Genomic DNA, 24,002 nt, shown 5'->3' with positions numbered 1-24,002 from the left:
CAGCGCTGCTAATGGGCCGCTGCCTTTCGTGCTGCGCGGCCTTGAGCAGGTTGCCCTGCCGCGTTGGCTCCCGCTGCGCCCGCCAGCAACCAGCAACACAGCTGCACTGAACGCTCCATCAGCCTTCGCCGGTCGGCACTGCCGGCTTCGATGTAGTCAACGCACTGGTGAAACAGGCAGGGCACGACATAGGCGCAGAATTCATCGATAAGCGGGCGCGTGAGTTGCGGACACAGATCGAGCCGCTCGATGTCGTCGGCCATCTCGGCGGCAATGTCGTCCAGCACCGCGCGGATTGCCGCACGTAGTGCCGGCTGCGGACCGGTGATGCCGCATACGCCCACCACGAACGCATCGGGGTGATGCCGGGCATACAGGAACAGCGCCTCGCACGCGCGGCTGGCCACCTCGTTGGGGTTGTCGCGCGCGGCGGCCCAGCGCACCGAGCGCAGCATCGGCCGCAACTCGGCGCTGACCTCGGCCACCGCTGTCAGCGCCAGGTCTTCCATGTCGCGGAAATGCCGGTAGAAGGTATTGGGGTTGAGATCGGCCTCGCGCGCGATCTCGCGCAGCTTGAGCGCCGCGAAGCTGCGCTTGGCGGCGGCCAGCTTCAGTGCGGCGTCGATCAGGCGGCGTTTGCCGTCGGCAATGGCTTCCATGCGATTAGTAGTGATGCTCGGTTTTTGGTCGACACGCCGCGTTGACACGGTGTCTACGGTTGTCTACCCTTCGCTGAGGTAGACAACTGTCTACGTTAGACGAAACGGCCACGGATGGCAATTGCCTCGCCGGCCCCCCCCCCCGGATTTCACCGCAGATCGCGCAGATCGCCCCCGAGTCATGTCGCAGCCAACCGTGTCACCGGGCACCGACGCCCTTGCCCAGCCAGCCCATCCCGCCGCCCGCCCGGCCCCCGAGCCGATCCCGCGTGATCCCGGCTGGCCGCTGGTCGGCAATCTGCTGCAGATCACGCCGGGCGCGGTGGGGCAGCATCTGCTGGCGCGCAGCCGCCACCATGACGGCATCTTCGAACTGGACTTCGCCGGGCGGCGCGTGCCGTTCGTGACCTCGGTCGCGCTGGCGGCCGAGGTGTGCGACGCCGCGCGCTTCCGCAAGTACATCGGCCCGCCGCTGTCCTACCTGCGCGGCATGGCCGGCGACGGCCTGTTCACCGCGCACACCGACGAGGCCAACTGGGGCAAGGCGCACCGCATCCTCATGCCGGCCTTCAGCCAGCGCGCGATGAAGGGCTATTTCGACGCGATGCTGCGCGTGGCCAACCGGCTGGTCGACAAATGGGACCGGCAGGGCCCCGGGGCCGATATCGCCGTGGCCGACGACATGACGCGGCTGACGCTCGACACCATCGCGCTGTCAGGCTTTGGCTACGACTTCGACTCGTTTGCCAGCGCGCAGCTGCACCCGTTTATCGAAGCCATGGTCGGCGCGCTGGAAGAGGCGATGTCCAGGCTCACCCGCTTTGCGCTGCAGGACCGCTTCATGTACGCGGCACACCGCAAGTTCGACGAAGACACGCGCTTCATGCGCGAACTGGTCGACGACGTGATCCGCCGCCGCCGCGCCGCCGACGAAGGCGAGCGGCAGGGCACTGCCCTGGACCTGCTCGGACTGATGCTCGACGCGCGCGATCCCCACACCGACCAGCGCCTGGACGACGAGAACATCCGCAACCAGGTCATCACCTTCCTGATCGCCGGCCACGAGACTACCAGCGGGCTGCTGACCTTCGCCCTGTACGAGCTGCTGCGCAATCCCGGCGTGATGGCGCAGGCGTACGCCGAGGTGGACGCGGTACTGCCCGGCGACGCCGCGCCGGTGTACGCCGACCTGGCGCGGCTGCCCGTGCTCGACCGCGTGCTCAAGGAAACGCTGCGCCTGTGGCCCACCGCGCCCGCCTTCGCCGTCGCGCCGTATGAAGACGCGCTGATCGACGGCCGCTACCTGATCCGCAAGGACCGCCGCGTTTCCGTGGTGCTGACCGCGCTGCACCGCGACCCCAGGGTCTGGGCAGATCCCGAGCGCTTCGACATCGACCGCTTCCTGCCCGACAACGAGGCCAGGTTGCCGCGCCACGCCTACATGCCGTTCGGCAACGGCGAGCGCGCCTGCATCGGCCGCCAGTTCGCGCTGACCGAGGCCAAGCTGGCGCTGGCGCTGATGCTGCGCAATTTCCAGTTCGCCGATGCGCATGACTACCAGTTCCGCATCAAGGAAACGCTGACGATCAAGCCCGACGGCTTCACCGTTCGCGCGCGCCGGCGCCGGCCGCACGAGCGCATCGTCGCGATGCCGGTCGTTGGAGAAGAACAGGCGCCGCTGGCTGGGACGGCAGTGCAAGGCGCGGGCCGGCCGCTGGCCGTGCTGTGCGGATCCAGCCTGGGCACCGCGCGCGAACTGGCCGAGCAGGTGCACGCCGGCGCGCTTGCCGCGGGCTTCGACGCGACGTTGCGCGACCTCGACGAGATTGTCGATGCGTTGCCGGCCAGCGGACTGGCCGTCATCGTTGCCGCGACCTACAACGGCCGTGCGCCGGACTCGGCGCGCCGCTTCGAAGCCCTGCTCGACAACGGCGCCGCCAGCGGCTACCGCGCGCCGGACCTGCGCGTGGCGGTCCTGGGCTGCGGCAATTCGCAATGGCCAACGTACCAGGCCTTCCCGCGTCGGGTATTCGAGTTCTTCACCCACGCCGGCGCCACGCCACTGCTGCCGCGAGGCGAGGCCGACGGCAACGGCGACTTCGATCAGGCCGCCGAGCGCTGGCTCGCGCTGCTGTGGCAAGCGCTGCAGGGCGGCGACAGCGCCAGCGGATCGCCGCAAGTGCCAGCGGTACAGGTACAGCTGCGAAACGTGGCAGACATCCGCGCGATGACGCTGCCGGCCAATACGCAGGGTTTCAGGGTGCTGTCGAACACCGAACTGGTGAACGATCCCGACGGCCTGTGGGACTTCACGCGCGAGGCGCCGCGGACATCCACGCGCGACATCCGGCTGCGGTTGCCCGAAGGCGTGCGCTACCACACCGGCGACCACCTGGCCGTCTATCCGCAGAACCGGCCGGAAAATGTCACGGCGCTTTGCGAGCGGATCCATGTCGACCCGGATGCCATCGTCACCTTGTCCGCCGCGCCCGGTGCGGCGCGTGCGCTGCCGGTTGGCGAGGCGCTCTCCGTGCGGCAACTGCTGACGCATTTCGTGGAACTGCAGGACGTCGTGTCGCGCCACGCGCTGCGCAGCCTCGCGCAGGCAACGCGTTGCCCGTTCACGCGGCAGTCGCTGCAGCAGCTTGCCTCAGACGATGAAGCAGTTGGCTATGCCGCCCAGGTCGCGCAGCGCCGGCTGGCCCTGGGCGACGTACTCGACCGGTTTCCTGCGATCGGGCTGGACCTGGCGGGCCTGCTTGCCTGCACGGTGCCGATGCGGCCACGGTTCTACTCCATCGCGTCGTCACCGCGGGTCTCGCCCGACGTGGCGACCATCACCGTCGGCACGGTCTGCGCGCCGGCGCTGTCGGGCCGCGGCCTGTTCCGTGGCGTGGCGTCCACCTGGCTGCAGGGCCTGGCACCCGGCGCGGTGGTGGCAGGTGCGATCCGCACGCCCAATCCGCCATTCGCGCCCGAGGCGCCGGCCGTACCGATGATCCTCGTCGGGCCCGGTACCGGCATCGCACCGTTCCGCGGCTTCCTGGAAGAACGCGCGGCGCAGCAGGCCGCAGGGGAGGCGGTGAAGCCGGTGCAGCTGTATTACGGCTGCCGGCACCCTGCGCACGACTGGCTGTACCGCGAAGACGTGACGCGCTGGCAACAGCAAGGCGTGGCCGAAGTCCATACGGCGTACTCGGTCGTCGATGGCGCACCGCGCTTTGTCCAGGACCTGCTCTGGCAGCGCCGGGCAGACGTCTGGGCACGGCTGGACGCAGGCGCTGTGTTCTACGTATGCGGCGACGGCCGGCAGATGGCGCCGGCGGTCAGGCACACGCTGATCCGGATCGCCACGGAGCAGGGCGCGATGACCGAGGCGGCGGCTTCGGACTGGCTTGCGGCACTGGTAGCGGCGGGGCGCTATCGGCAGGACGTTTTTAACTGACCTGCGTATGTACCCGCCCCCGGGCAAGAGCGCTCAGATCACAGGGACATGCAACTGGCCATCAGTGCCAGGCACACGACGATCCGGGCGTTGTGGGAAAATGAGTGAGCGCGAACGCCAGGATTCGCGGTGGCGTGCGATTGATGGAGGCATAGCCTCGCTACTCAGCCACTACGAGCGATTTAAACTCCGGTGCCTTGACGATCTTCCCGATGAGATTTTGCACGGCAGGCAAATACGCCTCGGCCGTTTGCTTACAGGCGGTATCAGCGATAAATCCACTATTGAATTCGTAGTGTTCGGACGCCGACATCTTCTTGCCATTGGAGGAAGACAGAACGAGTCCAATGTCCCATGATCCACCGGTCAGAGCGCGGGAGGACGAAAATTCAAGCTGTGTGAGTGAACCGGAAAGGGTAACCTTCGGAGTCTTGTCGTCGAACATTCCTGCGACTTTGAGCTCATCCGCCAATGCCTTTTGTACATAGGCCTCGAAAGAAATGCTGTCCGGCGGTGCAATAGGACCTGCGCCACGGCACATACTGTTGAAGTCCTTAACCCCGCTAAAGCTTCCGACGTTGATATTCCCCACCGACAGGGACTTCAGCGCGACATTGTTGTCAGCGGAGATGGAGTAGCGCTGTGGCATGTATGTTGAGCATGCAGCAAGACACAAGGCGGAGGCAGCGACCAAGACCCGTTTCATTCTTATTTTCCGAGATTTGATTGTGGATAGTTGCTTTTTCGGCGTCAGATTGTGAGGCTTGATCATTTTCTGCCGACACCCCTCGTGAGAGGGGGTGGCAAGCCAGGCTGCCTAGCGCAATGACCGAAACGCCGACCGCAGCTCCGCACTGAACAACTCCGGCTCTTCCCACGCCGCGAAGTGACCGCCCTTGGCAACCTGGTTGTAATAGACCAGGTTGGGATAGGCCCGCGCCAGCCAAGCCTTCGGTGGCCGGTAGACCTCACCCGGAAAGACTGTCACGGCCGCCGGAACGGTAACCGGGCCGCTTTTTGCCGGCGCCGCGCTGGTCTCCCAGTAGATTCGCGCGCTGGATTCACCAGTATTCGTCAGCCAGTAGAGCGAGATATTGTCGAGGATCGCGTCACGGCCCAAGGAGCCTTGCCGCTACCGACATTGCGTGCCGGGTGCACACTGCCTGCCGGAATGAACAGCGCCTCTCCGGCCTTCAGCGTGACGGGCGGCTTGTCGTCGAGCTGGTATTCCAGCGTGCCTTGCAGGACATAGGCGATTTCTTCGCCGGGGTGCGAATGCTTGGGCGCGAATGCGCCGGGGTCGAAGTCGACGTGGACCTGGATGGCATCACGGCCGGGAATGCTGAGAGCGTGGTGAACCAGGTCCGTGCGCTGGATGTCGGTTTGCGCCTGGGCGTTCAGCAGAGGCAGGCTGCTGCCGGCAATAAGCAGGGCGCCTCGAGCGCCAGAAGCAAGGCCGGCAGCGCGCCGACTTTGAAGTCGTCGCCCAGCGACAGGGCGATGTCCTTCCATGCGTAAAGGGTTTCCGGGAATCCATGCAGGAACAGGACGGTTCCCTTCGCGCCGGGATGGTGCACGACCATTCGTCTCAGCGAGATGTTCTCGTCAATCTCGATCCATCCGATGTCAGGCTGTCGTGCCTGCATGCGGGCGGAGGGGGCGGCATGGGCGATCGCCGACGCCATGGGAGCGCCAAGGATGAGAGCGAAGGCAAGCAGCCGCTGCAGCAGGGGCCTGGACATGTCAGCGGTTCGAGGAAACGGCATGCCGGATCAATGGACCCAGCGCTCGACGTGCGCTTGCAGGCGCGGCCCGACCAGCAGGATGGCGGGGATCACGATCACATAGCCGATGCCCCACGAGCGCAGCCACCGCCCATCCATGTGATGGCTGGCCCATTTCGCACGAGGTGTTAGCCGAAGCAAGCGGCATGGTGGTTAGTCCTGGTGCTGCACTTCCGGCGGCCGACGGAAGCTGATCGCCAGACGGTTGAACGCATTCATCAGGCTGATCGCCATCGTCAGGTCGGAGAGTTCTTTTTCGCTGAAGACCGCCGCGGCCCTATGGAACACATCGTCGGGAACGTGCGTTTCCGAAACGCGCGTCACCGATTCGGCCCATTCGAGCGCGGCCTGCTCACGTTCACTGAAGAGGTCGCCCGCCTCGCGCCAGGCTTGCACGAGTGCGAGCTTGGTGACCGACACGCCTTTCTTCACCAGATCGCGCGTGTGCATGTCCAGGCAGTAGGCGCAGCCATTGATCTGGCTGACGCGAAGATAGGTGAGCTCTACCAGGATGCTGTCCAGCCCCGACTGCAGGATGTATCCGTAGACGTTGCCGAATGCCTTCACGCCGCCAGGAGATGCTTTCGTGTAGTCCAGTCTCATTTGGTGCTCCCTTCGTACGTCGTCAGATTCTTCTCTCCGCTATCCACGACAAACACGGCCAACAGCTTCGCCGGCTTTGTGCGACTCGCGTTGCGGCTGACCGGATGATGCGATCCTGGCTCCTCGTGGAAGCTTTCGCCAGCCTTGTAGACGCGTTCCGGGCCATCGTCCACCTTGCTCGCAATGCTGCCTGAGACCACATAGGCATAGATGAACGCCGACTTGGCGTGGTAGTGCGGCATGGAGGCGCCGCCTGGCGGATAAACGACTTCCACGGCGACGATCGATTTGCCCGGAATGTTCGTGATCGATCGCGAAAAGTTTTCCTTCACCGTTTCAGCGGGGCCGTGCGCGGCCGCTATGCCACTGAGGGCCAGGGCGGCTGCCGCCATGAGCGGTAACAGGACGCGTTGGGGTTTCATGTCTATCTCCTTGGTAATCTGGTTTGGTTAAAACTACGACTAATATAGTCGGAGTAACGATAGTGGATCGTCAGCCAAAGCGCAAGCCTGGCGTGCGGGTTTGCTTCGCATCACAGGAAAGAAAAATCTTGCGCTTATAAACTACGACTAATATGATCGTAGTTATGGGGTCGGCTGTACACCGCCCTGTCCCACGACAACCGAGGTTTGATTCAGGAGCTTGAAGATGTCCCAACGTATTCTTGTCATCGGCGCCGGCTTTGCCGGCATGTGGAGCGCACTGGCTTCAGCCCGTCTGCTCGACCAGGTCGGGCGCACCGACGTGGAAATCGCGTTGGTCGCGCCGGAACCCGAACTGCATGTCCGTCCCCGCCTCTATGAGCAGAATGCGAACGGGATGAAGGCGCCGCTGCAAGAGATCTTCAAGGCCGTCGGCGTGCGGTTCATCCAGGGGAGGGTCGAGCACATCGATGTCGCGAACCGCGAAGTGAGCATCGCGGGCGCCGGCGCGGATGGCTCGCGCCTAGGCCTTGGTTATGACCGCCTGGTGCTCGCCGCGGGAAGTCGGCTGTTTCGTCCGCAAATTGCCGGCCTGGACCAGCACGCATTTAACGTCGACCAGGTCGCCGATGCGGCGCAGCTTGAAGCGCATCTGCACGGCCTGGCCAGCCGGCCGGACCGTCCCGGGCGCAATACGGTGGTGATCGCGGGCGCCGGCTTCACCGGTATCGAGACGGCCGCGGAAATGCCCGCCCGCCTGCGCGAAGTGCTGGGCGAGGATGCCACCGTGAACGTGATCATGGTGGAGCGCAACGCCGAGATCGGGCCCGACCTGGGCGCGGGGCCGCGGCCGGTGATCACGCAGGCGCTGACTGAACTGGGCGTGACCTGGAAGCTCGGCTCCGGCGTCGCGGCCGTCGATGCGACTGGCGTCACGCTGGAGAACGGCGAGTGCATCGAAGCGGATACGGTGATCTGGACGGCGGGCGCCCGCGCCAGCGCGCTCACCGCGCAGATTCCGGCCGAGCGCGATGGCTTGGGCCGGCTGCACGTCGATCGCGACCTCCGGGTCAGGGGTGTCGATGAAGTGTTCGCCACTGGCGATTGCGCCTATGCCGCGACCGATGACGAAGGAAACTTTGCGGCGATGTCCTGCCAGCACGCGATGAACCTCGGCCGTTCGGCCGGACACAACGTGGCGGCGGATCTCGTGGGCGAGGCGCTGATTCCGTATCGCCAGCCGAAGTATGTGACCTGCCTGGACCTGGGGCCGTGGGGTGCTGTCTACACGGAAGGCTGGAACCGGCAGGTCAAGCTGACCGGCGGCGTGGCCAAGGCGCTGAAGACGCGGATCAATACCGAATGGATCTACCCGCCGAGCGCCGACCGTGCGGAAGCGCTGGCGCTGGCTGATCCGCGCCGGATCGTTGTTGCCTGACGGCACGCGCAAAAAAGCAAACAGGGCGATCCCAAGGATCGCCCTGTTTGCATTGCATCCGCATAGTCATCCGCGCGGAGCGAAAAGCCTTGACACGCTCAGGCGCTCTTGCGCGCCTTCGTGCGCACAGGTTCCGGCTTGTCGCCACGCCTGCTGGCTGCCCGGTCGGCTGCACGGTCCGACAGCCACCGTACCACCTGTCCGCCATAGCTGGCGGGCGCCTTGTCGGCAGTGCGCTGGGCAAGGTCGGCCAGCGTGTGCTGCTTCAGCTCGGCCCGCATGGCCTTCTCCGCGACCTGCATCACTGCGTGGATCGAGCACACGCCTCGCGTTGCCCAGGCCGGTGCGTCATCCTCGAACACGGCGCAACGGCTGCGGATCTCGCGGCAGTCAAACAACGGCTTGTCACCATCGATCGCGACCACCACGTCGTGGACCGTGATGCGGCCGGCGGGCCGCGCCAGCCGGAAGCCGCCCTTGATCCCCTCGGTGGCGACAACCAGCTCGGCCTTGGCCAGCTTGGTGAACAGCTTGGCCAGGAATTCGCTGGGGATGCCCTGGAGCTCGGCCAGGTCGCGGACACTGGCTTCTTCCACGGCAGCGGGGGAACGCGTCAGGTAAAGCAGGCAGTGAAGGCCGTATTCGACGCCTGTGCTGATGAAGGACATGGATAACTCGGACTGTTGCAATCGTAGTAGTAAGCCTATACAAGTCCGGGCCGGGCTGCAAGGACGCCTTTAGTCGAAGCAGACCACGATGCCGAGCATCGCTGCTTCGACCTGGTGCGTACGCGCTTGCTGGGAAAAATCCGTCCGCAGTTGCAGAGATCGCGGTAATGAGGCCGGAAATCGGTGTCACAACGCGCCGCGGCGTATGCACGAGTTTCGTCAGACCGAAGGCTTCTTTTGCGAATCGTGAATTCACATTGCCGTCGCGTTCGATTTATCGTCCCTGGTGCCGTGATAGAACCACATCATGGAAGCACGGCGTGACCGACATAGGAGACGACAATGAAGCAGGCTCTCGACGGGCTGCGGCAGGCGCGCGCCAGGCTGGCACTAGCGGCAACCCGGATGGCAGGGGTGGTTGGTGTGGCGGTAGTGGTCGCCCCGGGCGCAGCGTTGGCAGCATATCCCGACAAGCCGATCCGGCTGATCGTGCCGGCGGCCGCGGGTGGCACAACGGATATCGCGTCGCGCCTGGTCGGCAAGCGCATGGGCGAGTTGCTTGGCCAGCCGGTAGTGGTGGAAAACCGCGCCGGCGGAGGAGGCATCATCGGCGCGCAGGCGCTCAGGCAGTCTGCCGCCGATGGCTACACCCTGATGATGGGCAATATCGGGCCCAATGCCATCAACTACAGCCTGTACCGGCAACTGCCCTACCGCGCGGAGGACTTTGCGCCCATTACCATGGTGGTGTCGGTGCCCAATGTGTTGGTGGTCAATGCCAACGTCCCGGCTCGTACCGTGGCCGAACTGGTCGCGCTTGCCAAGGCGCACCCCGGCAAGTATTCCTTTGCCTCCTCAGGCACCGGCCAGTCGGTCCACCTTTCCGGCGAGCTGTTCCGCAAGCGCACCGGCACGGACCTGATCCATGTGCCCTACAAAGGCGCAGCACCGGCCGTGGCCGACCTGGTGGCCGGGCAGGTCACCATGATGGTGGACAATCTGCCCAGCTCGCTGCCGCATATCCAGTCGGGCAAGCTGAGCGCACTGGCGGTGACCAGCGCCAGCCGCGTGCCCGAGCTGCCCGACGTGCCCACCATGAAGGAGGCCGGAGTGGACGACTTCCAGGTGACGGCATGGTTCGGCCTGGTGGCGCCGGCCGGCACGCCGCAGGAGGTGATCGATCGGCTGCAGAAGACCGTCGCCGGCATCCTGGACGAGCGCCAGATCAAAACCAGGCTGGCGGAGTTGGGTGGCAGCCCCGGCGGCGATACGCCCGCCCACTTCGGCAACTTCATCAGGAGCGAGCGCGAGCGTTGGGCACGCGTGGTCAAGGACACCGGCATTCCGCAGCAATAAGGCGACGGGCCAACCGGGCTTGTTAGCCGCCACGAGACCATCAACATGATCGACAAGACTGTGGCATCACTGGAACAAGCGGTTGCCGGCATCACTGACGGCGCCACCGTGCTGGTGAGCGGCTTCGGCGGCTCCGGCATTCCCGGTGCGCTGCTTGACGCGCTGCTTGCCTGCGGTGCGCGCGAGCTCACCATCGTCAACAACAATGCCGGCAACGGCGACACGGGCATTGCGGCGCTGATACGCGCCGGAGCTGTGCGCAAGGTGATCTGCTCCCATCCGCGTTCCAGCAATGCCGAAGCCTTTATCGAAGCCTACCGCGCCGGCAAGGTCGAGCTGGAATGCGTGCCGCAAGGCACACTGGTGGAGCGCATGCGCGCCGCCGGCGCCGGCCTGGGGCCGTTCTTTACGCCGACCGCGTATGGCACGGCCTTGGCAGAGGGCAAGGAAACGCGCGAGATCGACGGCATAGGTTATGTGCTGGAGCAACCGTTGCACGGCGATTTCGCGCTGGTCAAGGCGCATCGTGCGGATCGTTGGGGCAACCTCGCCTACCGCTATGCGGGCCGCAACTTTGGGCCGGTGATGTGCACCGCTGCGCGCCATACTATTGTCCAGGTCGATGAAATCGTGTCGCTGGGCACGCTGATGCCAGAGCAAGTGATGACGCCGGGCATCTTCGTCAACGCGGTGGTGCAGACCGGAGAACACCATGCCGCTTGAGATGCCGCTGATGCAGCAACTGCCCCGACTCAGCCGCCACGCCATGGCGCGCATCGTAGCGGCCGACATTCCAGACGGCAGCTATGTCAATCTTGGCATTGGCATGCCGACCCTGGTGTCGGACCAGTTGCCGCCGGATCGGGAGATCATCCTGCACAGCGAGAACGGCATCCTTGGCATGGGCCGGGTGATCCGCGACGGTGCGGTTGATCCCGACCTGATCAACGCCAGCAAGGAGCCGATCGCGTTGCTGGCGGGCGCTTCCATCTCCGACCATGCAATGTCCTTCACCATGATGCGCGGCGGTCATCTCGACATCACCGTGCTGGGCGGCTTCCAGGTCTCCGCCAGGGGCGACCTGGCCAACTGGTCGACCGGTGAGCCCGACGCGATCCCTGCCGTGGGTGGTGCCATGGACCTGGTGGCAGGAGCGGCCAGGCTCTTCGTGATGATGGAGCATGTCACCCGCGACGGCCAGCCCAAGATCGTGGAGCGCTGCACTTATCCCCTTACTGGCCTCGGCGTGGTCGACCGCATCTACACTGACCTGGCGGTGATCGACGTGCAGCCCGGCGGCGGACTGCTGGTCACGGGTCTGGCCGAAGGCGTGTCCTTCGACTCGGTGGCGGCGCTGAGCGCGGCGCCGCTCATGTTGAGCGCGCAGTGCCGGGTGTTGCGCTAGTGCCGGCGGACATTCACCTGCCGGGCGCCTGCTTTGCTGTTTTCGCTGCTGAGCCGGGCAGCACTGCGCAAACATGTCGAAGCGGACTCGGGCAGAAGCCGTGTGCCGGCTCAAGGTCACGCTCGATGGCGGCGCGCGGCTGTAGCAGGTTGCACGGCGTCTGTGCGGTCATGCTGCCGCATGTGCCTCCGGGCGCATAGCGCAGCGCGTGCCGGCGAGCGGCGCCCGGCTTGCACTTCGGCGTGGATGATGTAATACGTATCCAAGCCGTTACCTCGCGCAAAAGCCGGCCGGTGCCCGGCTTGCACCGAGGTACCGCCAAGCGCCCCGGGCGATCGCCCCGCCATCTCCTCGGGAGGGGAGTGATGGAACAACTGCTGGTTGACGCGGTAATCTTCCTCGCCGCGGCACTGATCGCCGTGCCGCTGTCGGTGCGCTTCGGCTTTGGCTCGGTGCTGGGCTACCTGGTAGCCGGCGCAGTGATCGGTCCGTGGGGGCTGAGGCTGGTCACGGATGTCGACTCGATCCTGGACGTGTCCGAACTGGGCATCGTGCTGATGATGTTCATCATCGGCATTGAAATGGACTTCCAGAAGCTGTGGGCGATGCGCCGCTCCATCTTCGGCTATGGCGGGATCCAGGTCGCGCTGTGCGCGGCGCTGCTGGCGGCGATCTTCATCGTCTTTGGCGTGCAGTGGCGCGTGGGCGTTGCGGCCGGCTTTGCGCTGTCGCTGTCTTCCACGGCGATGGTGATCGCGATCCTGGAGCAGAACCGGCTGATGGATGCACCCGTCGGGCAGTCCAGCTTCGGCATCCTGCTGTTCCAGGACATTGCCGCGATCCCGATGATCGCGCTGTTGCCGTTGCTTGCGCCGGTTGCCGCGGACGCCGGCATGTCGAGCGGCGGGATTGCCGCGGGGAAGGCGCTGGCTATGCTCGCCGCGGTCGTCGTAGTCGGACGCTTCGTGCTGAAGTATGTGCTGCGCATGATCCAGCGCAGTGGCACGCGCGAGATCTTTACCATCTTCGCGCTGCTCTGGGTCATCGGCATCGCGCTGCTGATGCACGTGGTCCACCTGTCGATGTCGCTCGGCGCGTTCGTGGCCGGGCTGCTGCTGGCCGGTTCCGAATGCCGCCACGAGATCGAATCGGACATGGCGCCCTTCAAGGGCATCTTGCTCGGGCTGTTCTTTATCGCGGTGGGCATGTCGATCGATTTCTCGGTGCTGGCCAACAAGCCGCTGCTGGTAGCGGTGCTGGTGATTGCCCTGGTCGTGGGCAAGTTCCTGGCTCTGATGTACCTGGCGAGCCGGATTGATCTGCCGCCCCAGCACCGCGTCTACTTTGCCATCCTGCTGTCGCAGGGCGGTGAGTTTGCCTTTGTGGTGATGGGCGCTGCGCAGGCGGCAAACCTGATCGATGCCGAGCAACTCTCCGTCGTCACGGTCGTCGTTGCGTTGTCGATGGCGACGACGCCGCTGCTGTTGCTAGCTCACCGCAAACTGCCGCGCACCCGCGCGGCACCGCGCCAGGCAGAAGCGGATGGTCCCTAGCTGTCAGCATTCGCCAGCGCCGCAAGCCAAGCGATCGCGCCACGGAGGTGTCGGGCAATGACAATCCTTAACTGGCTGCGCCGTCGCGGCAAGCATCCTGACGGGGCGCGCGAGGCAGCGCGCGCCGCGCTGGCGGAGCGCGTGACCAGGCTTTGTCCGTACGTGCGGCTGGTAGGCGGCTATCGCAAGCGGCTTGCCCCGGCGCTGGCGATTGCAGACCGGTACGTGCGCGATGTCGTGGCGGGCTTGCCGCCGGCGTCGGCGGCAAGCGAAGCCACCTGGAACAGCGATCCTTATATCCATGCCTTCTTTGGCACGCCGCAGGACGTCATGCCGGTGTTCAGCCGGTCGCCGGACCTGCGCGACTATTTCAGCGGTTCGGCGACCGCTGCCGAGGCTTATTGCGTACTGGGGATGGACAAGCATGAGCGCCGCACGCTGGGCGTGGCGCTGGAGGGCGACGTCATGCGCACGGAGGTGCCACAGACCACGGTCAGCTTTACCGATCACCGGGTCAGGATCTGCGCGGCGACCGAAGCGGCGCTGCGCGAGGAAATCGCGTGCCGCATGCTGGACCAGTTCGCGCTGCAGGCACTGGCCGAGATCGCCGGCGGCACCTCCCGCCGCGACCGCATCGAGCGCGAGCAGACGCTGCTGACCACGCGACTGCACCTGCTGGAAAAGCAGGGCGTCGGCATGCGCAGCGTACTTGGCGAACGTGACGAGACGCAAGCCGACGAGTCCGCGCGGCTGCGGGAGCAGGTCGCACAGAACGAGGCCGCGCTCGCCGCCCTTGGCGCACCTGAAGCACCTGACGCAGCTGACGCGCAGGGCGGCCGGGCTGGCCTGCCAGAGAGGCAACTGCAGGCGCTGGTCGACGTGCTGACGCATGCCGACGCCAGCTTCTCGGTCGAACGGGAAGCGGTGCGGCTGAGTCCAATGAACATCGTGCTGCCGCCCGGCAGCGCCGGGCCCGGCGCGGACCTGCGGCTGATGACGGCGCGGGTTCCGGGGGATCCGCCGCTGGTCCGCACTTTTTCTCTGGTGTGCGTGGCCCGCGCCGGAATGTTGTCGCCGATGCAGTTGCTCGATGAGGCGGCGCGCATGCTGTGAAGAAGCGTGCCGCCGCGTCGGTCACCTGTAATGTCAGGCCATCTCCAGCACCAGGTTGCGATAGATCTCGCGCGCGCCTTCCAGCTGTTCCAGCGCGATCGATTCATCGATGGTGTGCGCATCCTCCTCGCACCCCGGCCCCAGCCCGATGGTCGGGATGTGGCGCCGGCCGGCCGATTCGGAGCCGTTGGTGCAAAACGCCCAACTTCCAACCTGCGGCGACCGCCCGGCTTGCGCGATGGCGCGCACCGCGGCTTGCACGAGCGGGGTGCCTTCCGGCTGCTGCCATGCCGGCAGCCAGCGGGTTGGCCGCGCCGATTCGCCGGTGAAGGTCCGCACCTCGTCGTCGGATACCGCTAGTGCGAAGTCTTGCAGGCCGGCAGCGCTCAGGCAGGTGTCGATCTGGCCGAGGATGTCCTCGCGCGTCTCGCCGTCCAGGGTGCGGCGATCGAAGCGGATGGTCGCCGACGCAGGGATCATCGAGATCGACGGATACGGCGAAGAGACGATGTCCGTCGGCACCAGCAGCGCTGCGCCCAGAACCAGGTCGGCGGGCAGTTGCAGGCCCTCCAGCGCTGTCAGCGCACGCGCGGCGGCCAGCAGCGGATTGACGCCGAGATGCGGCGTCGCCGCATGCGCGGGTTTGCCATGGAAGGTGAGCTGGATTTCCAGCCGGCCCTTCTGTCCTGTCTTGACCTGCAGTTTCGACGGTTCGCAGATAACGACCGCATCTGGCTCGCACCAGCTCAGCACCGATGCCAGCGCATGCCCTTCGATGACTTCCTCTAGCACGCTGGCGGACACCGCGATGCGCCTGCGCAGCGGCCGCTCCCGCGCTGCCGCGGCGACGCCGCAGATAGCGGCGGCGATGCCGCCCTTCATGTCCGTGCTGCCGCGACCGTACAGCCGGCCGTTGTGGATGGTGCCGCCGAACGGGGCGAAACGCCACGTGCCGGTGACCGGCACCACGTCCATATGGCCGTCGAACAGCAGCGCCACGTCGGCGTCCTCCGGGCCGATCAGCCCGAGCACGCTGCCGTTGCGGTCCGTCGTCACCGACGTGAAGCCGGCTTCGGCCATGCGGCGCGACAGCAGCGCGGCCAGGTCGCCCTCCTGTCCGGACAGGCTGGGAATGCGCACCATCTCGCGCGCCAGCGCTGCGACATCGCTGAGATTGCTTGCTGGATCGATCATTTCGGTATTTCTCTTGTCAGCGGTTGACCAGCGCAGCCGGCACGCGCAGCACCAGCAGCGCACCGATCACGGTGAAGGAAGCGAGGAAATACATGCCCCAGTCGGTCGAGCCGGTGAGGTCCTTGATCCAGCCGATCGCATACGGGCTGGCAAAGGCGGCGAGGCCAGCGAAGGAATTGATCGCCGCGATCCCCGCCGCCGCGCTGCGGCCGTCAAGGAACGCAGTCGGCAGGCTCCAGAACAGTGGCGAGCAGACCATGCACCCGGCTGCCGCCACCGACAGCATCGCCACTGCGAACGCCGGGTTATGGCTGAACATCGTACTGAGCGCCAGGCCAGCGCCGCCGACGAGGAACGGGATGACCATGTGCCAGCGCCGCTCGCGCGTCTTGTCGGAATGCCGGCACACCAGGATCATCGACACTACCGCGAACGCATTCGGGATTGCTGTCAGCAGGCCGACGTCGAGCAGCGAGACCACGCCCGTCGAGCGGATCACCGACGGAATCCAGAACGCCAGGCCCGACAGGCTGGACACCGTGCAATAGCAGATCAGCGCCATATGGATCACGCGGCGGTCGCGGAACAGCTTCAACAACGATACGTGCTGGGTCTTGCTTGCCTTCTCCGCCGCGATGTTGTGGGCGAGACGGTGCTTCTCGGCCGCACTCAGCCAGCGTGCCTCGGCGATGCTGTCGTCCAGGTACCAGAGCACGGCAATCCCGAGCACGACGGATGGAATCGCTTCGAGCAGGAACATCCATTGCCAGCCGGCAAAGCCGTAGTGCTCGTGCATGCTCTCCATGATCCAGCCCGACAGCGGGCCGCCGAGGATGCCGGCCACCGGCACCGCGGTCATGAAGACCGCGATCACCTGGCCGCGGCGGTGCGACGGGAACCAGTAGGTGAGGTACAGGATGATGCCGGGATAGAAGCCCGCCTCGGCGGCGCCCAGCAGGAAGCGCAGGATGTAGAACTGCGTCGGCGTCCTGGTCAGCGCCATGCAGGCCGAGATGCAGGCCCACAGCACCATGATGCGCGCCAGCGTCTTCTTGGCGCCGATGCGGTGCATCAGCACGTTGCTCGGCACTTCAAACAGGAAGTAGCCGATGAAGAAGATGCCGGCGCCCAGGCCGTACACCGTGTCGCTGAACTTCAGCTGGTCCAGCATCTGCAGCTTGGCAAAGCCGACGTTGACGCGGTCCAGGAAGGCCGCCACGTAGCAGGCCATCAGGAAGGGCAGCAGTCGCCAGGCTACCTTGCGATAGAGCGCGTTGTCATGCGCCGCCGTCGTGTCGGTGGTGTTCGGGGTCGTGGCCGGAGCGTGAAGCGTCGGCGCGGAATGCAGGGAATCGCTCACTATGTTCCTCCTTTGGATTTGGTGAGACAACAACGCCCCCTGCGGGCGCCCGAAGGCGCCTGCATGTTTTATTTATCTCTTGGGAAGGGGGCGGAAAGGTGCGCCGGCTATGCGACGGCCAGGGCCTGCGGCGGCGTGGCGCCGCGCTGACTGGTGATGCGACCGTAGGCCTCGGGGCGGCGGTGCCGCTCGAAGTTGAAGGTCGTGGTCTTGTACGACTGGCAGAGGTCGAGGTCGCAGCGCGCGATGGCCAGTTCGTCGCCCTTGGTCGAGCAGGCCGCGACGATCTCGCCGGACGGCGCGATGATGCAGGTGCCGCCGATCATCTCGCAGCCTTCTTCCTTGCCGGCCTTGGCCACGCCGACCACCCAGGTGCCGTTCTGGTAGGCGCCGGCCTGCATTACCAGGTGGTTGTGGAACATCGACAGGTCGTCGTGCTCCGGCGCGGGCGGATTGTGCACGGGCGTGTTGTAGCCCAGCAGGATCATTTCGGCGCCTTGCAGGCCCATCACGCGATAGGTCTCCGACCAGCGGCGGTCGTTGCACAGCGCCATGCCCATGACGCCGCCGAACCCTTGCCAGACGCCGAAGTCGTCGCCCGGTTCGAAATAGCGCTTCTCCAGGTGCTGGAAGGCGCGCCACGGCTCATGCTGGTCGTGGCCGGGCAGGTGCACCTTGCGGTATTTGCCGATGATGCTGCCGTCGCGGCCGACGAGGATGGCGGTGTTGTAGCGCCGTTCCACGCCCCCTTCGAGCGCCAGTTCTGCGTAGCCGAGGTAGAAGCCGATGCCGAGCCGCGCGGCGGTGTCGAACAGCACGCGCGTTTCGGGGCCGGGCATCTCGCGCTCGTAGAACGCGTTGAGTGCTTCGGGGTCTTCCATGTACCAGCGCGGGAAGAAAGTGGTCAGTGCCAGTTCAGGGAACACCACGAGGTGGCAACCCATCTCGTGGGCATGGTGCAGGTGGGCCAGCAGGCGGGCGACGATGTCGCGGCGCGAGTCGGTGCGCTGGATCGGGCCGAGCTGGGCTGCGGCGACGTGGACGAAGCGGGACATGATTGGGAAATCTCCTGTTACGCGGGGATTGTCAGGCGGCAAGTTCGAGCATCAGGTCGAGCAGCACGTCGGCGCCGGCCTGGATGTCGCGGTCGTGGGTCAGTTCGGCGACGTTGTGCGACAGGCCGGCCACGCTCGGCACGAAGATCATGCCGGCCGGGCACATGCGGGCGAGTATCTGGGCGTCGTGCCCCGCGCCGCTCGGCATGCGCCGTACGCTGTGCCCGCGCCGGCGCGCGATGGCCTCGACGCGGGCGACCATGCCGGCGTCGAACGCCACCGGTGCGAAGTCAGCCAGTGTGCGATGGCTGAGCCGAACGCCCTCGGACCTCGCCACCTCCTGTGCATGCGCCAGCGTGCGCTGCACCGCCTCCGCCAGGTCGGCGCCGTCGGTATTGCGCAGGTCGGCCGTGAACACCGCGCGGCTCGGGATCACGTTGACGAGGTTCGGGAAACACTGCACCTGCCCGACGGTCGCAAGCTGCGCGCCGCCCAGCTCGCGCGACAGGTCGCGCACGAAGCAGGCGACGCGCGCGGCGACGAGGCCCGCGTCGTGGCGCAGCCGCATCGGCGTCGTGCCGGCGTGGTTGGAGGTGCCTTCCACGGTGAATTCGGTCCAGTGGATGCCCTGCACGCCGGTGACCGCGCCAATGGCGATGTCCTCGTGCTCAAGCACCGGGCCCTGCTCGACATGCAGTTCGACGAAGGCATGCACGCGGTGATGGCCCACCGGCGCGGGGCCGGCATAACCGATGCGCGCGAGGTTTTCGCCAACGGTGGTGCCGTCGATGCCGCGCGTGTCCAGCGCCTGTTGCAGCGGCAGGTCGCCCTGGAAAACGAGGCTGCCCATCATGTCGGGGGCGAAGCGCGCGCCTTCCTCGTTGGTGAAAAAGGCGACCGCCACCGGACGGCGCGTGACGATGCCGGCATCGTCCAAGGCGGCCATGACTTCCAGGCCAGCGAGCACGCCGAGGTTGCCGTCGTAGCGCCCGCCAGTGCGCACGGTGTCGATGTGCGAGCCAGTCATCACTGGCGGCAGGTCTTCGCGGCCGGCACGCACGCCGACCACATTGCCGATGCCGTCGATGCTGAGCGCCAGTCCCAGCTCGCGCATCCACGACACCACGAGATCGCGCCCGGCGCGGTCTTCGTCGGTCAGCGCGAGCCGGCAGACACCGCCGCCTTCGATGGCGCCAACATCGCCGAGCATGGCGATCCGGCGCAGCAGCCGAGGCAGGTCGATCCGCGCGGCTCGCTCCACGTCGAGGGCGGCGTTCACGCTGCCTTCCTCACGTCTTCGGGCAGGCGGCCGACGATGCGCTGGTACAGCGCCACGTCGGTCGCGCCTTCGCTGCCGAACACCAGCACCCGGCTGGCTGCGTCCAGGCCAAGTTGTTCACGCGTGGCGGGATCGGCCACGGCGCCAAGGCACCCGGCCAGCCCCGCGACCGCCGATTCCCCGGCGACGATGGGTGCATCGCCATAGCGGCCGTCGGCCAGCAGGCGCACGCTTTCCAGCGCGGAGGCATCGTCGATGGTCAGGAAGGCATGCGCGCCGGGATGCAGCACTTCCCACGCCAGCAGCGAGACTTCGCCGCAGGCGAGCCCGGCCATCACCGTGTCGAGGTCGCCATGGACCGCCACCGGCTTGCCGGCGCGCGCGCTTTCATAGAGGCAAGCGGCCTTGTCCGGCTCGACCACGATAAAGCGGGGGCGCTTGTCGCCGAGCACTTCCCAGAAGTGCGCGCACACCGCGGCGGCTAGCCCGCCCACGCCGCCCTGCAGGAACACGTGGGTCGGCAACTGGCCGTCCGGCAACTGGTGCAGCGCCTCGTCGGCCATCACCGCGTAGCCCTGCATCACGTCCTTGGGTACTTCCATATAGCCTTCATAGGAGGTGTCGGAGACCACGAAGCGCCCCAGCCTTGCCGCGTCCTCGGCCGCCTGGCGCACCGAGTCGTCATAGTTGCCGGCGGTGCGGACCACCTGCGCGCCATACTGCTCGATGGCGGACTTGCGGCCTTCGCTGACGGTGGCGTGGATATAGATCACGCACTGGCAGCCGAAGCGCTGCGCGCCCCAGGCCACGGAGCGGCCGTGGTTGCCGTCGGTGGCGCAGGTGACGGTGATGTCTCGCACCACGTCGGCATAGCGGCCCGACAGCAGGTCGTCGACCGACACGTCGCCCACGCCCAGCCGGCTGCCGATCTCGCGCACCAGCAGGCGGCTGACCGCATAGGCGCCGCCCAGCGCCTTGAAGCTGCTCAGCCCGAAGCGCTCGCCTTCGTCCTTGTAGAGAATCTGTGCGACACCGGCGGCACGCGCGAGGCCGTCAAGGGCGACCAGCGGCGTTGCCGCGTAGCCCGGCCAGCGGCGGATCTGCGCGGCGGCGCGGACAAAGGCTTCGCCACCGAGCACGGCTTGCTGGCGGGCGCCATAGGGGGCGTCGGGCGTGGCGCCCGGGTTCAGCGCGCACTGCAGCTTCAGGTTAGGGAGCGGGTGGTTCAAGACAGTCTCCTGGGTTGGGATCTAGCGATGGAGGTCGCCGTAGTGGTCGTGGAGCGATTCGATTTCCTCGAGCCGCTCGCGCGCCGCGTCGCCGAGGATCAGCGCGAGGCTTGTGCAAAGGTGGTTGATCAGGCTGACGGCCGCGACATAGGAGTCGAATACCGCCGCGCCGTGGTTGACGCAGCGAAGCACCACGTCGGAGCGCGCCGGCAGGTCCGTCGCGCTGGGGTCGGTCAGGATCACGACCTTGGCGCCGACGCGGTTGGCATGCGCCACCATTGGCCACAGCAGTGTCACGCGCCGGCGGAAGTCCATGACCAGCAGCACGTCGTTGGCGCCGAGGTCGGCCAGGTCTTCGGCAAGGTTCAGGCCAGCGCCAGGGGCCAGCGTCACGCCCGGCCGCAATTGGGTCAGCAGCGCCCACGCGTACTGCGCCAGCACGCGGCCGTTGCGGAAGCCGGCGATAAAGACCCGCCCCGCGCCGGCGAATAGCGAGACGGCGCGCTCGACATCGGCCGGGTTCAGGCGGTCGAACGTCTGGGCGAGGTTTTGCAGGTCGTTGGCAAGATGGCGCGCCAGCGGCGCCTGGTCGTCGGCAGGTGCCTGCACGCCGGCCAGCTCGTACAGGGGCGAGCCGCGGTCGGCTTCGTCGCGCAGCAGGGCGCGGACCTCGTTGAAGTTCTCGTAGCCGAGGCGGCGGAAGAACCGGCCGGCGGTCGCCTTGGACACGCCGGCCTTATGCGCCAGCTCGGTGGCCGAGTAGGCGGCAAGGCTGCCGATGCACTCCAGGGTCACGGCGGCCAGGCGGCGCTCGCTTTCGGTGAGCTGGTCGTTCAGCGTGAGGATTTTGTCTTGCAACGATGAGGTCATGGTCGGGTCCGAATGAAACTTCGGTTTCAGAAATATAGGCGCATGAAACTTTGGTGTCAAACAAAATTCTGAATGAAACTTTGGTTTCATGAGGGGCATTGTCGCGCACATGGTCGCGCGGGGTCGAGGACGCCTCTCGCTTCGCTAAAATCACCGCGATAGTGGTTACATCCCAAAAGGCATAAAGCGTGGCACTCCACCAGGGTTTCATCCTGACCCGACATTGGCGCGATACCCCGGCCGGCACCGAGGTCGAAGTCTGGCTGGCCACCGACGACGGGCCACGCCGGCTGCGGCTGCCGTATCAGCCGTCGATTGCATTCATCCCTGAAGCACAATGCGAGCGGGCCGAGGCGCTGCTGCGCCGCGAGCGCGGGACCGAGTTGCGTCCGCTCAAGCTGCAGGACTTCCGGGGCAGGGCGGTCATGGGCCTGTATTGCCAGCAGCATCGGCAGCTGATCCAGCTTGGCCGTTCGCTGCGCGAGGCCGGCATCGACATTTACGAAGCCGATATCCGCCCGCCCGAGCGCTACCTGATGGAGCGCTTCATCACGGCCCCGGTCTGGTTCGAGGGCGAACCTGACGGCGACGGCGTGCTGTGCAACGCCCAACTGAAACCCGCGGCGGACTTCCGGCCCGCGCTACGGCTGGCTTCGCTCGATATCGAAACCAACGCATTCGGCGAGCTCTATTCGATTGCGCTCGAAGGCTGCGGCCAGCGCCAGGTCTATATGCTGGGCGCTGCGCCGCAGGAGCCGGCCGATGTCGATTTCTCGCTCGAATACTGCGCGACACGGCCAGCGTTGCTGGAGAAGCTGAACCAGTGGCTGGCCCATCACGACCCCGACGCGATCATCGGCTGGAACCTGGTGCAGTTCGACCTGCGCGTGCTGGTCGAGCATGCACGGCGGTTCCAGTTGCCGCTGCGCCTCGGCCGCGGCGGTGCGGAACTCGAATGGCGCGAGCACAACGCGCAGCAGCATTACTTTGCCGGCGCGCCGGGCCGGCTGATCATCGACGGCATCGAGGCGCTGCGTTCCGCCACGTGGAGCTTCCCGTCGTTCAGTCTCGAAGCGGTGGCCCAGGCGCTGCTCGGCGAAGGCAAGGCGATCGACAACCCGTACGACCGCATGGATGCCATCGACCGCATGTTCGAGCAGGACAAGCCGGCGCTCGCACGCTACAACCTGCGCGATTGCGAACTGGTGACGCGGATCTTCGAGAAAGCGGAGCTGCTGTCGTTCCTGCTGGAGCGCGCCACGGTCACGGGCCTGCCGGCCGACCGCAGCGGCGGTTCGGTCGCGGCCTTCACGCATCTCTACATGCCGCTGATGCACCGCCAGGGCTATGTCGCGCCCAACCTCGGCGAACTGGCGCCGGAAGCCAGCCCCGGCGGCTTCGTCATGGATTCGCGGCCGGGACTCTATGAATCGGTGCTGGTGCTGGACTACAAGAGCCTTTATCCGTCGATCATCCGCACCTTCCTGATCGATCCGATCGGCCTGGTCGAGGGGCTGGCGCATCCTGACGATGCCGACTCGGTCCCCGGCTTCCGCGGCGCGCGCTTCTCGCGGACGAAGCATTGCCTGCCGGCGATCGTCGCCCGGGTCTGGCAGGGCCGCGAGGCGGCCAAGCGCGAGCGCAACAAACCGCTCGCGCAGGCGCTCAAGATCATCATGAATGCGTTCTACGGCGTGCTCGGCTCCAGCGGGTGCCGCTTCTTCGATCCGCGGCTGGCCTCGTCGATCACCATGCGCGGGCACGAGATCATGCGGCAGACGCGCGCGCTGGTCGAGGCGCGCGGCTACGAGGTGATCTATGGCGACACCGATTCCACCTTCGTCTGGCTGCGCCGCGCGCGCACCGAAGCCGACGCGCAGCAGATCGGCCGCAGCCTGGTGGCCTATATCAACGACTGGTGGCGCGATCACCTGTGGCAGACCTATGGCCTGGAAAGCGCGCTCGAACTGCAGTTCGAAACGCACTTCCGCCGTTTCCTGATGCCGACCATTCGCGGCACCGATCTCGGCAGCAAGAAGCGCTACGCCGGCCAGGTGGAGCGGCCGGACGGCACCGTCGAGATGGTGTTCAAGGGGCTCGAGACGGTGCGCACGGACTGGTCGCCGCTCGCGCAGCAGTTCCAGCAGACGCTGTACGCAAGGATCTTCAACCGCGAGCCGTACCAGGACTATGTGCGCGACATCGTGCGCCGTACGCTGGCGGGAGAGCTCGACGAACAGCTGGTCTATCGCAAGCGGCTGCGGCGCAAGCTGGAGGAGTACCAGCGCAACGTGCCGCCGCACGTGCGGGCTGCCCGCATCGCCGATGACTACAACGAGCGCCACGGGCGCCCGCGCCAGTACCAGCAGGGCGGCTGGATCAGCTATGTGATGACCACGGCGGGGCCGGAGCCCCTCGAGTGCCGATCCGCGCCGATCGACTATGTACACTACGTCGGCAAGCAGTTGCAGCCGATTGCCGATGCGATCCTGCCGTTCCTGGACGACGATTTCGAGCGGCTGCTGACGGGGCAGATGACGTTGTTCGCGCAGTAGGTCAGCGTCACGAC

23 protein-coding genes are annotated in these 24,002 nt (G+C 66.3%); 8 read left to right on the top strand and 15 right to left on the bottom strand.

What is annotated here, in order from left to right; all coding sequences use genetic code 11:
* Window positions 1–8 precede the first annotated feature (8 nt).
* Complete coding sequence (locus ACIP1U_RS14260) at window positions 9–659, bottom strand: TetR family transcriptional regulator (RefSeq protein ID WP_400315885.1); 651 nt, start codon at window positions 657–659, stop codon at window positions 9–11.
* A 181-nt stretch (window positions 660–840) separates the two neighbouring features.
* On the opposite strand from ACIP1U_RS14260, the gene ACIP1U_RS14255 reads away from it, so the two are divergent.
* Window positions 841–4,104 carry a bifunctional cytochrome P450/NADPH--P450 reductase gene (locus ACIP1U_RS14255; protein WP_400315883.1) on the top strand — a complete coding sequence of 1,088 codons (3,264 nt, stop codon included), beginning with the start codon at window positions 841–843 and terminating at the stop codon, window positions 4,102–4,104.
* Between the two features lie 160 nt (window positions 4,105–4,264).
* Here ACIP1U_RS14255 and ACIP1U_RS14250 read toward each other — a convergent pair whose 3' ends face one another.
* From ACIP1U_RS14250 to ACIP1U_RS14220, 7 genes are read right to left on the bottom strand one after another with little or no spacing between them, the layout of a single operon-like run.
* Window positions 4,265–4,876: a hypothetical protein gene (locus tag ACIP1U_RS14250; RefSeq protein WP_400315880.1), complete on the bottom strand. Its 612-nt coding sequence runs from the start codon at window positions 4,874–4,876 to the stop codon at window positions 4,265–4,267.
* A gap of 45 nt (window positions 4,877–4,921) precedes the next feature.
* Window positions 4,922–5,224, bottom strand: a complete 303-nt coding sequence (locus ACIP1U_RS14245; protein ID WP_400315878.1) for an alpha/beta fold hydrolase — start codon at window positions 5,222–5,224, stop codon at window positions 4,922–4,924.
* Window positions 5,179–5,616 (bottom strand): cupin domain-containing protein, encoded by a 438-nt coding sequence (locus tag ACIP1U_RS14240; protein WP_400315875.1) that lies wholly within the window; start codon window positions 5,614–5,616, stop codon window positions 5,179–5,181. Before ACIP1U_RS14240 ends, ACIP1U_RS14245 begins: the two co-directional genes overlap by 46 nt.
* Window positions 5,502–5,846: a hypothetical protein gene (locus ACIP1U_RS14235; RefSeq protein ID WP_400315874.1), complete on the bottom strand. Its 345-nt coding sequence runs from the start codon at window positions 5,844–5,846 to the stop codon at window positions 5,502–5,504. The genes ACIP1U_RS14240 and ACIP1U_RS14235 overlap by 115 nt, the downstream gene beginning before the upstream one ends.
* Window positions 5,847–5,876: 30 nt before the next feature.
* Entirely contained in the window at window positions 5,877–5,987 is a 111-nt protein-coding gene (locus ACIP1U_RS14230) for a DUF2798 domain-containing protein (RefSeq protein ID WP_400315871.1), read from the bottom strand.
* Window positions 5,988–6,041: 54 nt separating this feature from the next.
* Window positions 6,042–6,491 (bottom strand): carboxymuconolactone decarboxylase family protein, encoded by a 450-nt coding sequence (locus ACIP1U_RS14225; protein ID WP_400315868.1) that lies wholly within the window; start codon window positions 6,489–6,491, stop codon window positions 6,042–6,044.
* On the bottom strand, window positions 6,488–6,913 hold the full coding sequence (locus tag ACIP1U_RS14220) for a cupin domain-containing protein (RefSeq protein ID WP_400315865.1): 426 nt from the start codon (window positions 6,911–6,913) through the stop codon (window positions 6,488–6,490). The genes ACIP1U_RS14225 and ACIP1U_RS14220 overlap by 4 nt, the downstream gene beginning before the upstream one ends.
* 226 nt (window positions 6,914–7,139) lie before the next feature.
* On the opposite strand from ACIP1U_RS14220, the gene ACIP1U_RS14215 reads away from it, so the two are divergent.
* A complete protein-coding gene (locus ACIP1U_RS14215; RefSeq protein WP_400315862.1) occupies window positions 7,140–8,351 on the top strand; it encodes an NAD(P)/FAD-dependent oxidoreductase in 1,212 nt (403 codons plus the stop codon).
* A gap of 98 nt (window positions 8,352–8,449) precedes the next feature.
* Here the strand turns inward: ACIP1U_RS14215 and ACIP1U_RS14210 are convergent, their stop codons facing one another.
* Window positions 8,450–9,019, bottom strand: coding sequence for an RrF2 family transcriptional regulator (locus tag ACIP1U_RS14210; RefSeq protein WP_400315859.1), 570 nt, complete (start codon window positions 9,017–9,019; stop codon window positions 8,450–8,452).
* Between the two features lie 405 nt (window positions 9,020–9,424).
* Here ACIP1U_RS14210 and ACIP1U_RS14205 point away from each other — a divergent pair, with 405 nt between their 5' ends.
* The 5 genes from ACIP1U_RS14205 to ACIP1U_RS14185 all read left to right on the top strand — a co-directional run bounded on the left by ACIP1U_RS14205 (window position 9,425) and on the right by ACIP1U_RS14185 (window position 14,446).
* Entirely contained in the window at window positions 9,425–10,375 is a 951-nt protein-coding gene (locus tag ACIP1U_RS14205; RefSeq protein ID WP_400316095.1) for a tripartite tricarboxylate transporter substrate binding protein, read from the top strand.
* Between the two features lie 45 nt (window positions 10,376–10,420).
* Entirely contained in the window at window positions 10,421–11,098 is a 678-nt protein-coding gene (locus ACIP1U_RS14200) for a 3-oxoacid CoA-transferase subunit A (RefSeq protein ID WP_400315856.1), read from the top strand.
* Window positions 11,088–11,780 (top strand): 3-oxoacid CoA-transferase subunit B, encoded by a 693-nt coding sequence (locus ACIP1U_RS14195; RefSeq protein ID WP_400315853.1) that lies wholly within the window; start codon window positions 11,088–11,090, stop codon window positions 11,778–11,780. Before ACIP1U_RS14200 ends, ACIP1U_RS14195 begins: the two co-directional genes overlap by 11 nt.
* A gap of 365 nt (window positions 11,781–12,145) precedes the next feature.
* Window positions 12,146–13,333: a monovalent cation:proton antiporter-2 (CPA2) family protein gene (locus ACIP1U_RS14190; RefSeq protein WP_400315851.1), complete on the top strand. Its 1,188-nt coding sequence runs from the start codon at window positions 12,146–12,148 to the stop codon at window positions 13,331–13,333.
* A gap of 57 nt (window positions 13,334–13,390) precedes the next feature.
* Window positions 13,391–14,446 carry a hypothetical protein gene (locus tag ACIP1U_RS14185; RefSeq protein WP_400315848.1) on the top strand — a complete coding sequence of 352 codons (1,056 nt, stop codon included), beginning with the start codon at window positions 13,391–13,393 and terminating at the stop codon, window positions 14,444–14,446.
* A 33-nt stretch (window positions 14,447–14,479) separates the two neighbouring features.
* Here the strand turns inward: ACIP1U_RS14185 and ACIP1U_RS14180 are convergent, their stop codons facing one another.
* From ACIP1U_RS14180 to ACIP1U_RS14155, 6 genes are all read right to left on the bottom strand, one after another.
* Window positions 14,480–15,640, bottom strand: a complete 1,161-nt coding sequence (locus ACIP1U_RS14180; protein WP_400315846.1) for a YgeY family selenium metabolism-linked hydrolase — start codon at window positions 15,638–15,640, stop codon at window positions 14,480–14,482.
* Between the two features lie 16 nt (window positions 15,641–15,656).
* A complete protein-coding gene (locus tag ACIP1U_RS14175) occupies window positions 15,657–16,988 on the bottom strand; it encodes an MFS transporter (protein WP_400316093.1) in 1,332 nt (443 codons plus the stop codon).
* A 119-nt stretch (window positions 16,989–17,107) separates the two neighbouring features.
* Window positions 17,108–18,055, bottom strand: a complete 948-nt coding sequence (locus tag ACIP1U_RS14170; RefSeq protein ID WP_400315843.1) for an N-carbamoyl-D-amino-acid hydrolase — start codon at window positions 18,053–18,055, stop codon at window positions 17,108–17,110.
* Between the two features lie 31 nt (window positions 18,056–18,086).
* On the bottom strand, window positions 18,087–19,265 hold the full coding sequence (locus ACIP1U_RS14165) for a M20 family metallo-hydrolase (protein ID WP_400316090.1): 1,179 nt from the start codon (window positions 19,263–19,265) through the stop codon (window positions 18,087–18,089).
* A gap of 65 nt (window positions 19,266–19,330) precedes the next feature.
* The gene (locus tag ACIP1U_RS14160) at window positions 19,331–20,563 is read right to left on the bottom strand and encodes a diaminopropionate ammonia-lyase (protein WP_400315840.1); all 1,233 of its coding nucleotides are present in this window, start codon (window positions 20,561–20,563) and stop codon (window positions 19,331–19,333) included.
* 21 nt (window positions 20,564–20,584) lie between these two features.
* The gene (locus ACIP1U_RS14155; RefSeq protein WP_400315837.1) at window positions 20,585–21,433 is read right to left on the bottom strand and encodes a MurR/RpiR family transcriptional regulator; all 849 of its coding nucleotides are present in this window, start codon (window positions 21,431–21,433) and stop codon (window positions 20,585–20,587) included.
* A gap of 188 nt (window positions 21,434–21,621) precedes the next feature.
* On the opposite strand from ACIP1U_RS14155, the gene ACIP1U_RS14150 reads away from it, so the two are divergent.
* On the top strand, window positions 21,622–23,988 hold the full coding sequence (locus tag ACIP1U_RS14150) for a DNA polymerase II (RefSeq protein WP_400315835.1): 2,367 nt from the start codon (window positions 21,622–21,624) through the stop codon (window positions 23,986–23,988).
* The last annotated feature ends 14 nt before the right edge of the window (window positions 23,989–24,002 follow it).

This window comes from Cupriavidus sp. NPDC089707 (assembly GCF_044748965.1).
Taxonomy (GTDB): Bacteria; Pseudomonadota; Gammaproteobacteria; order Burkholderiales; family Burkholderiaceae; genus Cupriavidus.
Note: the sequence above shows the minus strand (reverse complement) of the source record. Positions and strands in the feature narration are given on the sequence as shown.

What these genes read in the sequence shown, in the direction of transcription:
- ACIP1U_RS14190 (WP_400315851.1), top strand. Translation starts at nt 12,146, where the DNA reads ATGGAACAACTGCTGGTTGACGCGGTAATCTTCCTCGCCGCGGCACTG.
- ACIP1U_RS14170 (WP_400315843.1), bottom strand. Translation starts at nt 18,055, where the DNA reads ATGTCCCGCTTCGTCCACGTCGCCGCAGCCCAGCTCGGCCCGATCCAG.
- ACIP1U_RS14255 (WP_400315883.1), top strand. Translation starts at nt 841, where the DNA reads ATGTCGCAGCCAACCGTGTCACCGGGCACCGACGCCCTTGCCCAGCCA.
- ACIP1U_RS14200 (WP_400315856.1), top strand. Translation starts at nt 10,421, where the DNA reads ATGATCGACAAGACTGTGGCATCACTGGAACAAGCGGTTGCCGGCATC.
- ACIP1U_RS14210 (WP_400315859.1), bottom strand. Translation starts at nt 9,019, where the DNA reads ATGTCCTTCATCAGCACAGGCGTCGAATACGGCCTTCACTGCCTGCTT.
- ACIP1U_RS14225 (WP_400315868.1), bottom strand. Translation starts at nt 6,491, where the DNA reads ATGAGACTGGACTACACGAAAGCATCTCCTGGCGGCGTGAAGGCATTC.
- ACIP1U_RS14240 (WP_400315875.1), bottom strand. Translation starts at nt 5,616, where the DNA reads ATGGAAGGACATCGCCCTGTCGCTGGGCGACGACTTCAAAGTCGGCGC.
- ACIP1U_RS14195 (WP_400315853.1), top strand. Translation starts at nt 11,088, where the DNA reads ATGCCGCTTGAGATGCCGCTGATGCAGCAACTGCCCCGACTCAGCCGC.
- ACIP1U_RS14185 (WP_400315848.1), top strand. Translation starts at nt 13,391, where the DNA reads ATGACAATCCTTAACTGGCTGCGCCGTCGCGGCAAGCATCCTGACGGG.
- ACIP1U_RS14180 (WP_400315846.1), bottom strand. Translation starts at nt 15,640, where the DNA reads ATGATCGATCCAGCAAGCAATCTCAGCGATGTCGCAGCGCTGGCGCGC.
- ACIP1U_RS14165 (WP_400316090.1), bottom strand. Translation starts at nt 19,265, where the DNA reads ATGCTCGGCGATGTTGGCGCCATCGAAGGCGGCGGTGTCTGCCGGCTC.
- ACIP1U_RS14215 (WP_400315862.1), top strand. Translation starts at nt 7,140, where the DNA reads ATGTCCCAACGTATTCTTGTCATCGGCGCCGGCTTTGCCGGCATGTGG.
- ACIP1U_RS14250 (WP_400315880.1), bottom strand. Translation starts at nt 4,876, where the DNA reads ATGATCAAGCCTCACAATCTGACGCCGAAAAAGCAACTATCCACAATC.
- ACIP1U_RS14235 (WP_400315874.1), bottom strand. Translation starts at nt 5,846, where the DNA reads ATGTCCAGGCCCCTGCTGCAGCGGCTGCTTGCCTTCGCTCTCATCCTT.
- ACIP1U_RS14260 (WP_400315885.1), bottom strand. Translation starts at nt 659, where the DNA reads ATGGAAGCCATTGCCGACGGCAAACGCCGCCTGATCGACGCCGCACTG.
- ACIP1U_RS14155 (WP_400315837.1), bottom strand. Translation starts at nt 21,433, where the DNA reads ATGACCTCATCGTTGCAAGACAAAATCCTCACGCTGAACGACCAGCTC.
- ACIP1U_RS14205 (WP_400316095.1), top strand. Translation starts at nt 9,425, where the DNA reads ATGGCAGGGGTGGTTGGTGTGGCGGTAGTGGTCGCCCCGGGCGCAGCG.
- ACIP1U_RS14220 (WP_400315865.1), bottom strand. Translation starts at nt 6,913, where the DNA reads ATGAAACCCCAACGCGTCCTGTTACCGCTCATGGCGGCAGCCGCCCTG.
- ACIP1U_RS14230 (WP_400315871.1), bottom strand. Translation starts at nt 5,987, where the DNA reads ATGGATGGGCGGTGGCTGCGCTCGTGGGGCATCGGCTATGTGATCGTG.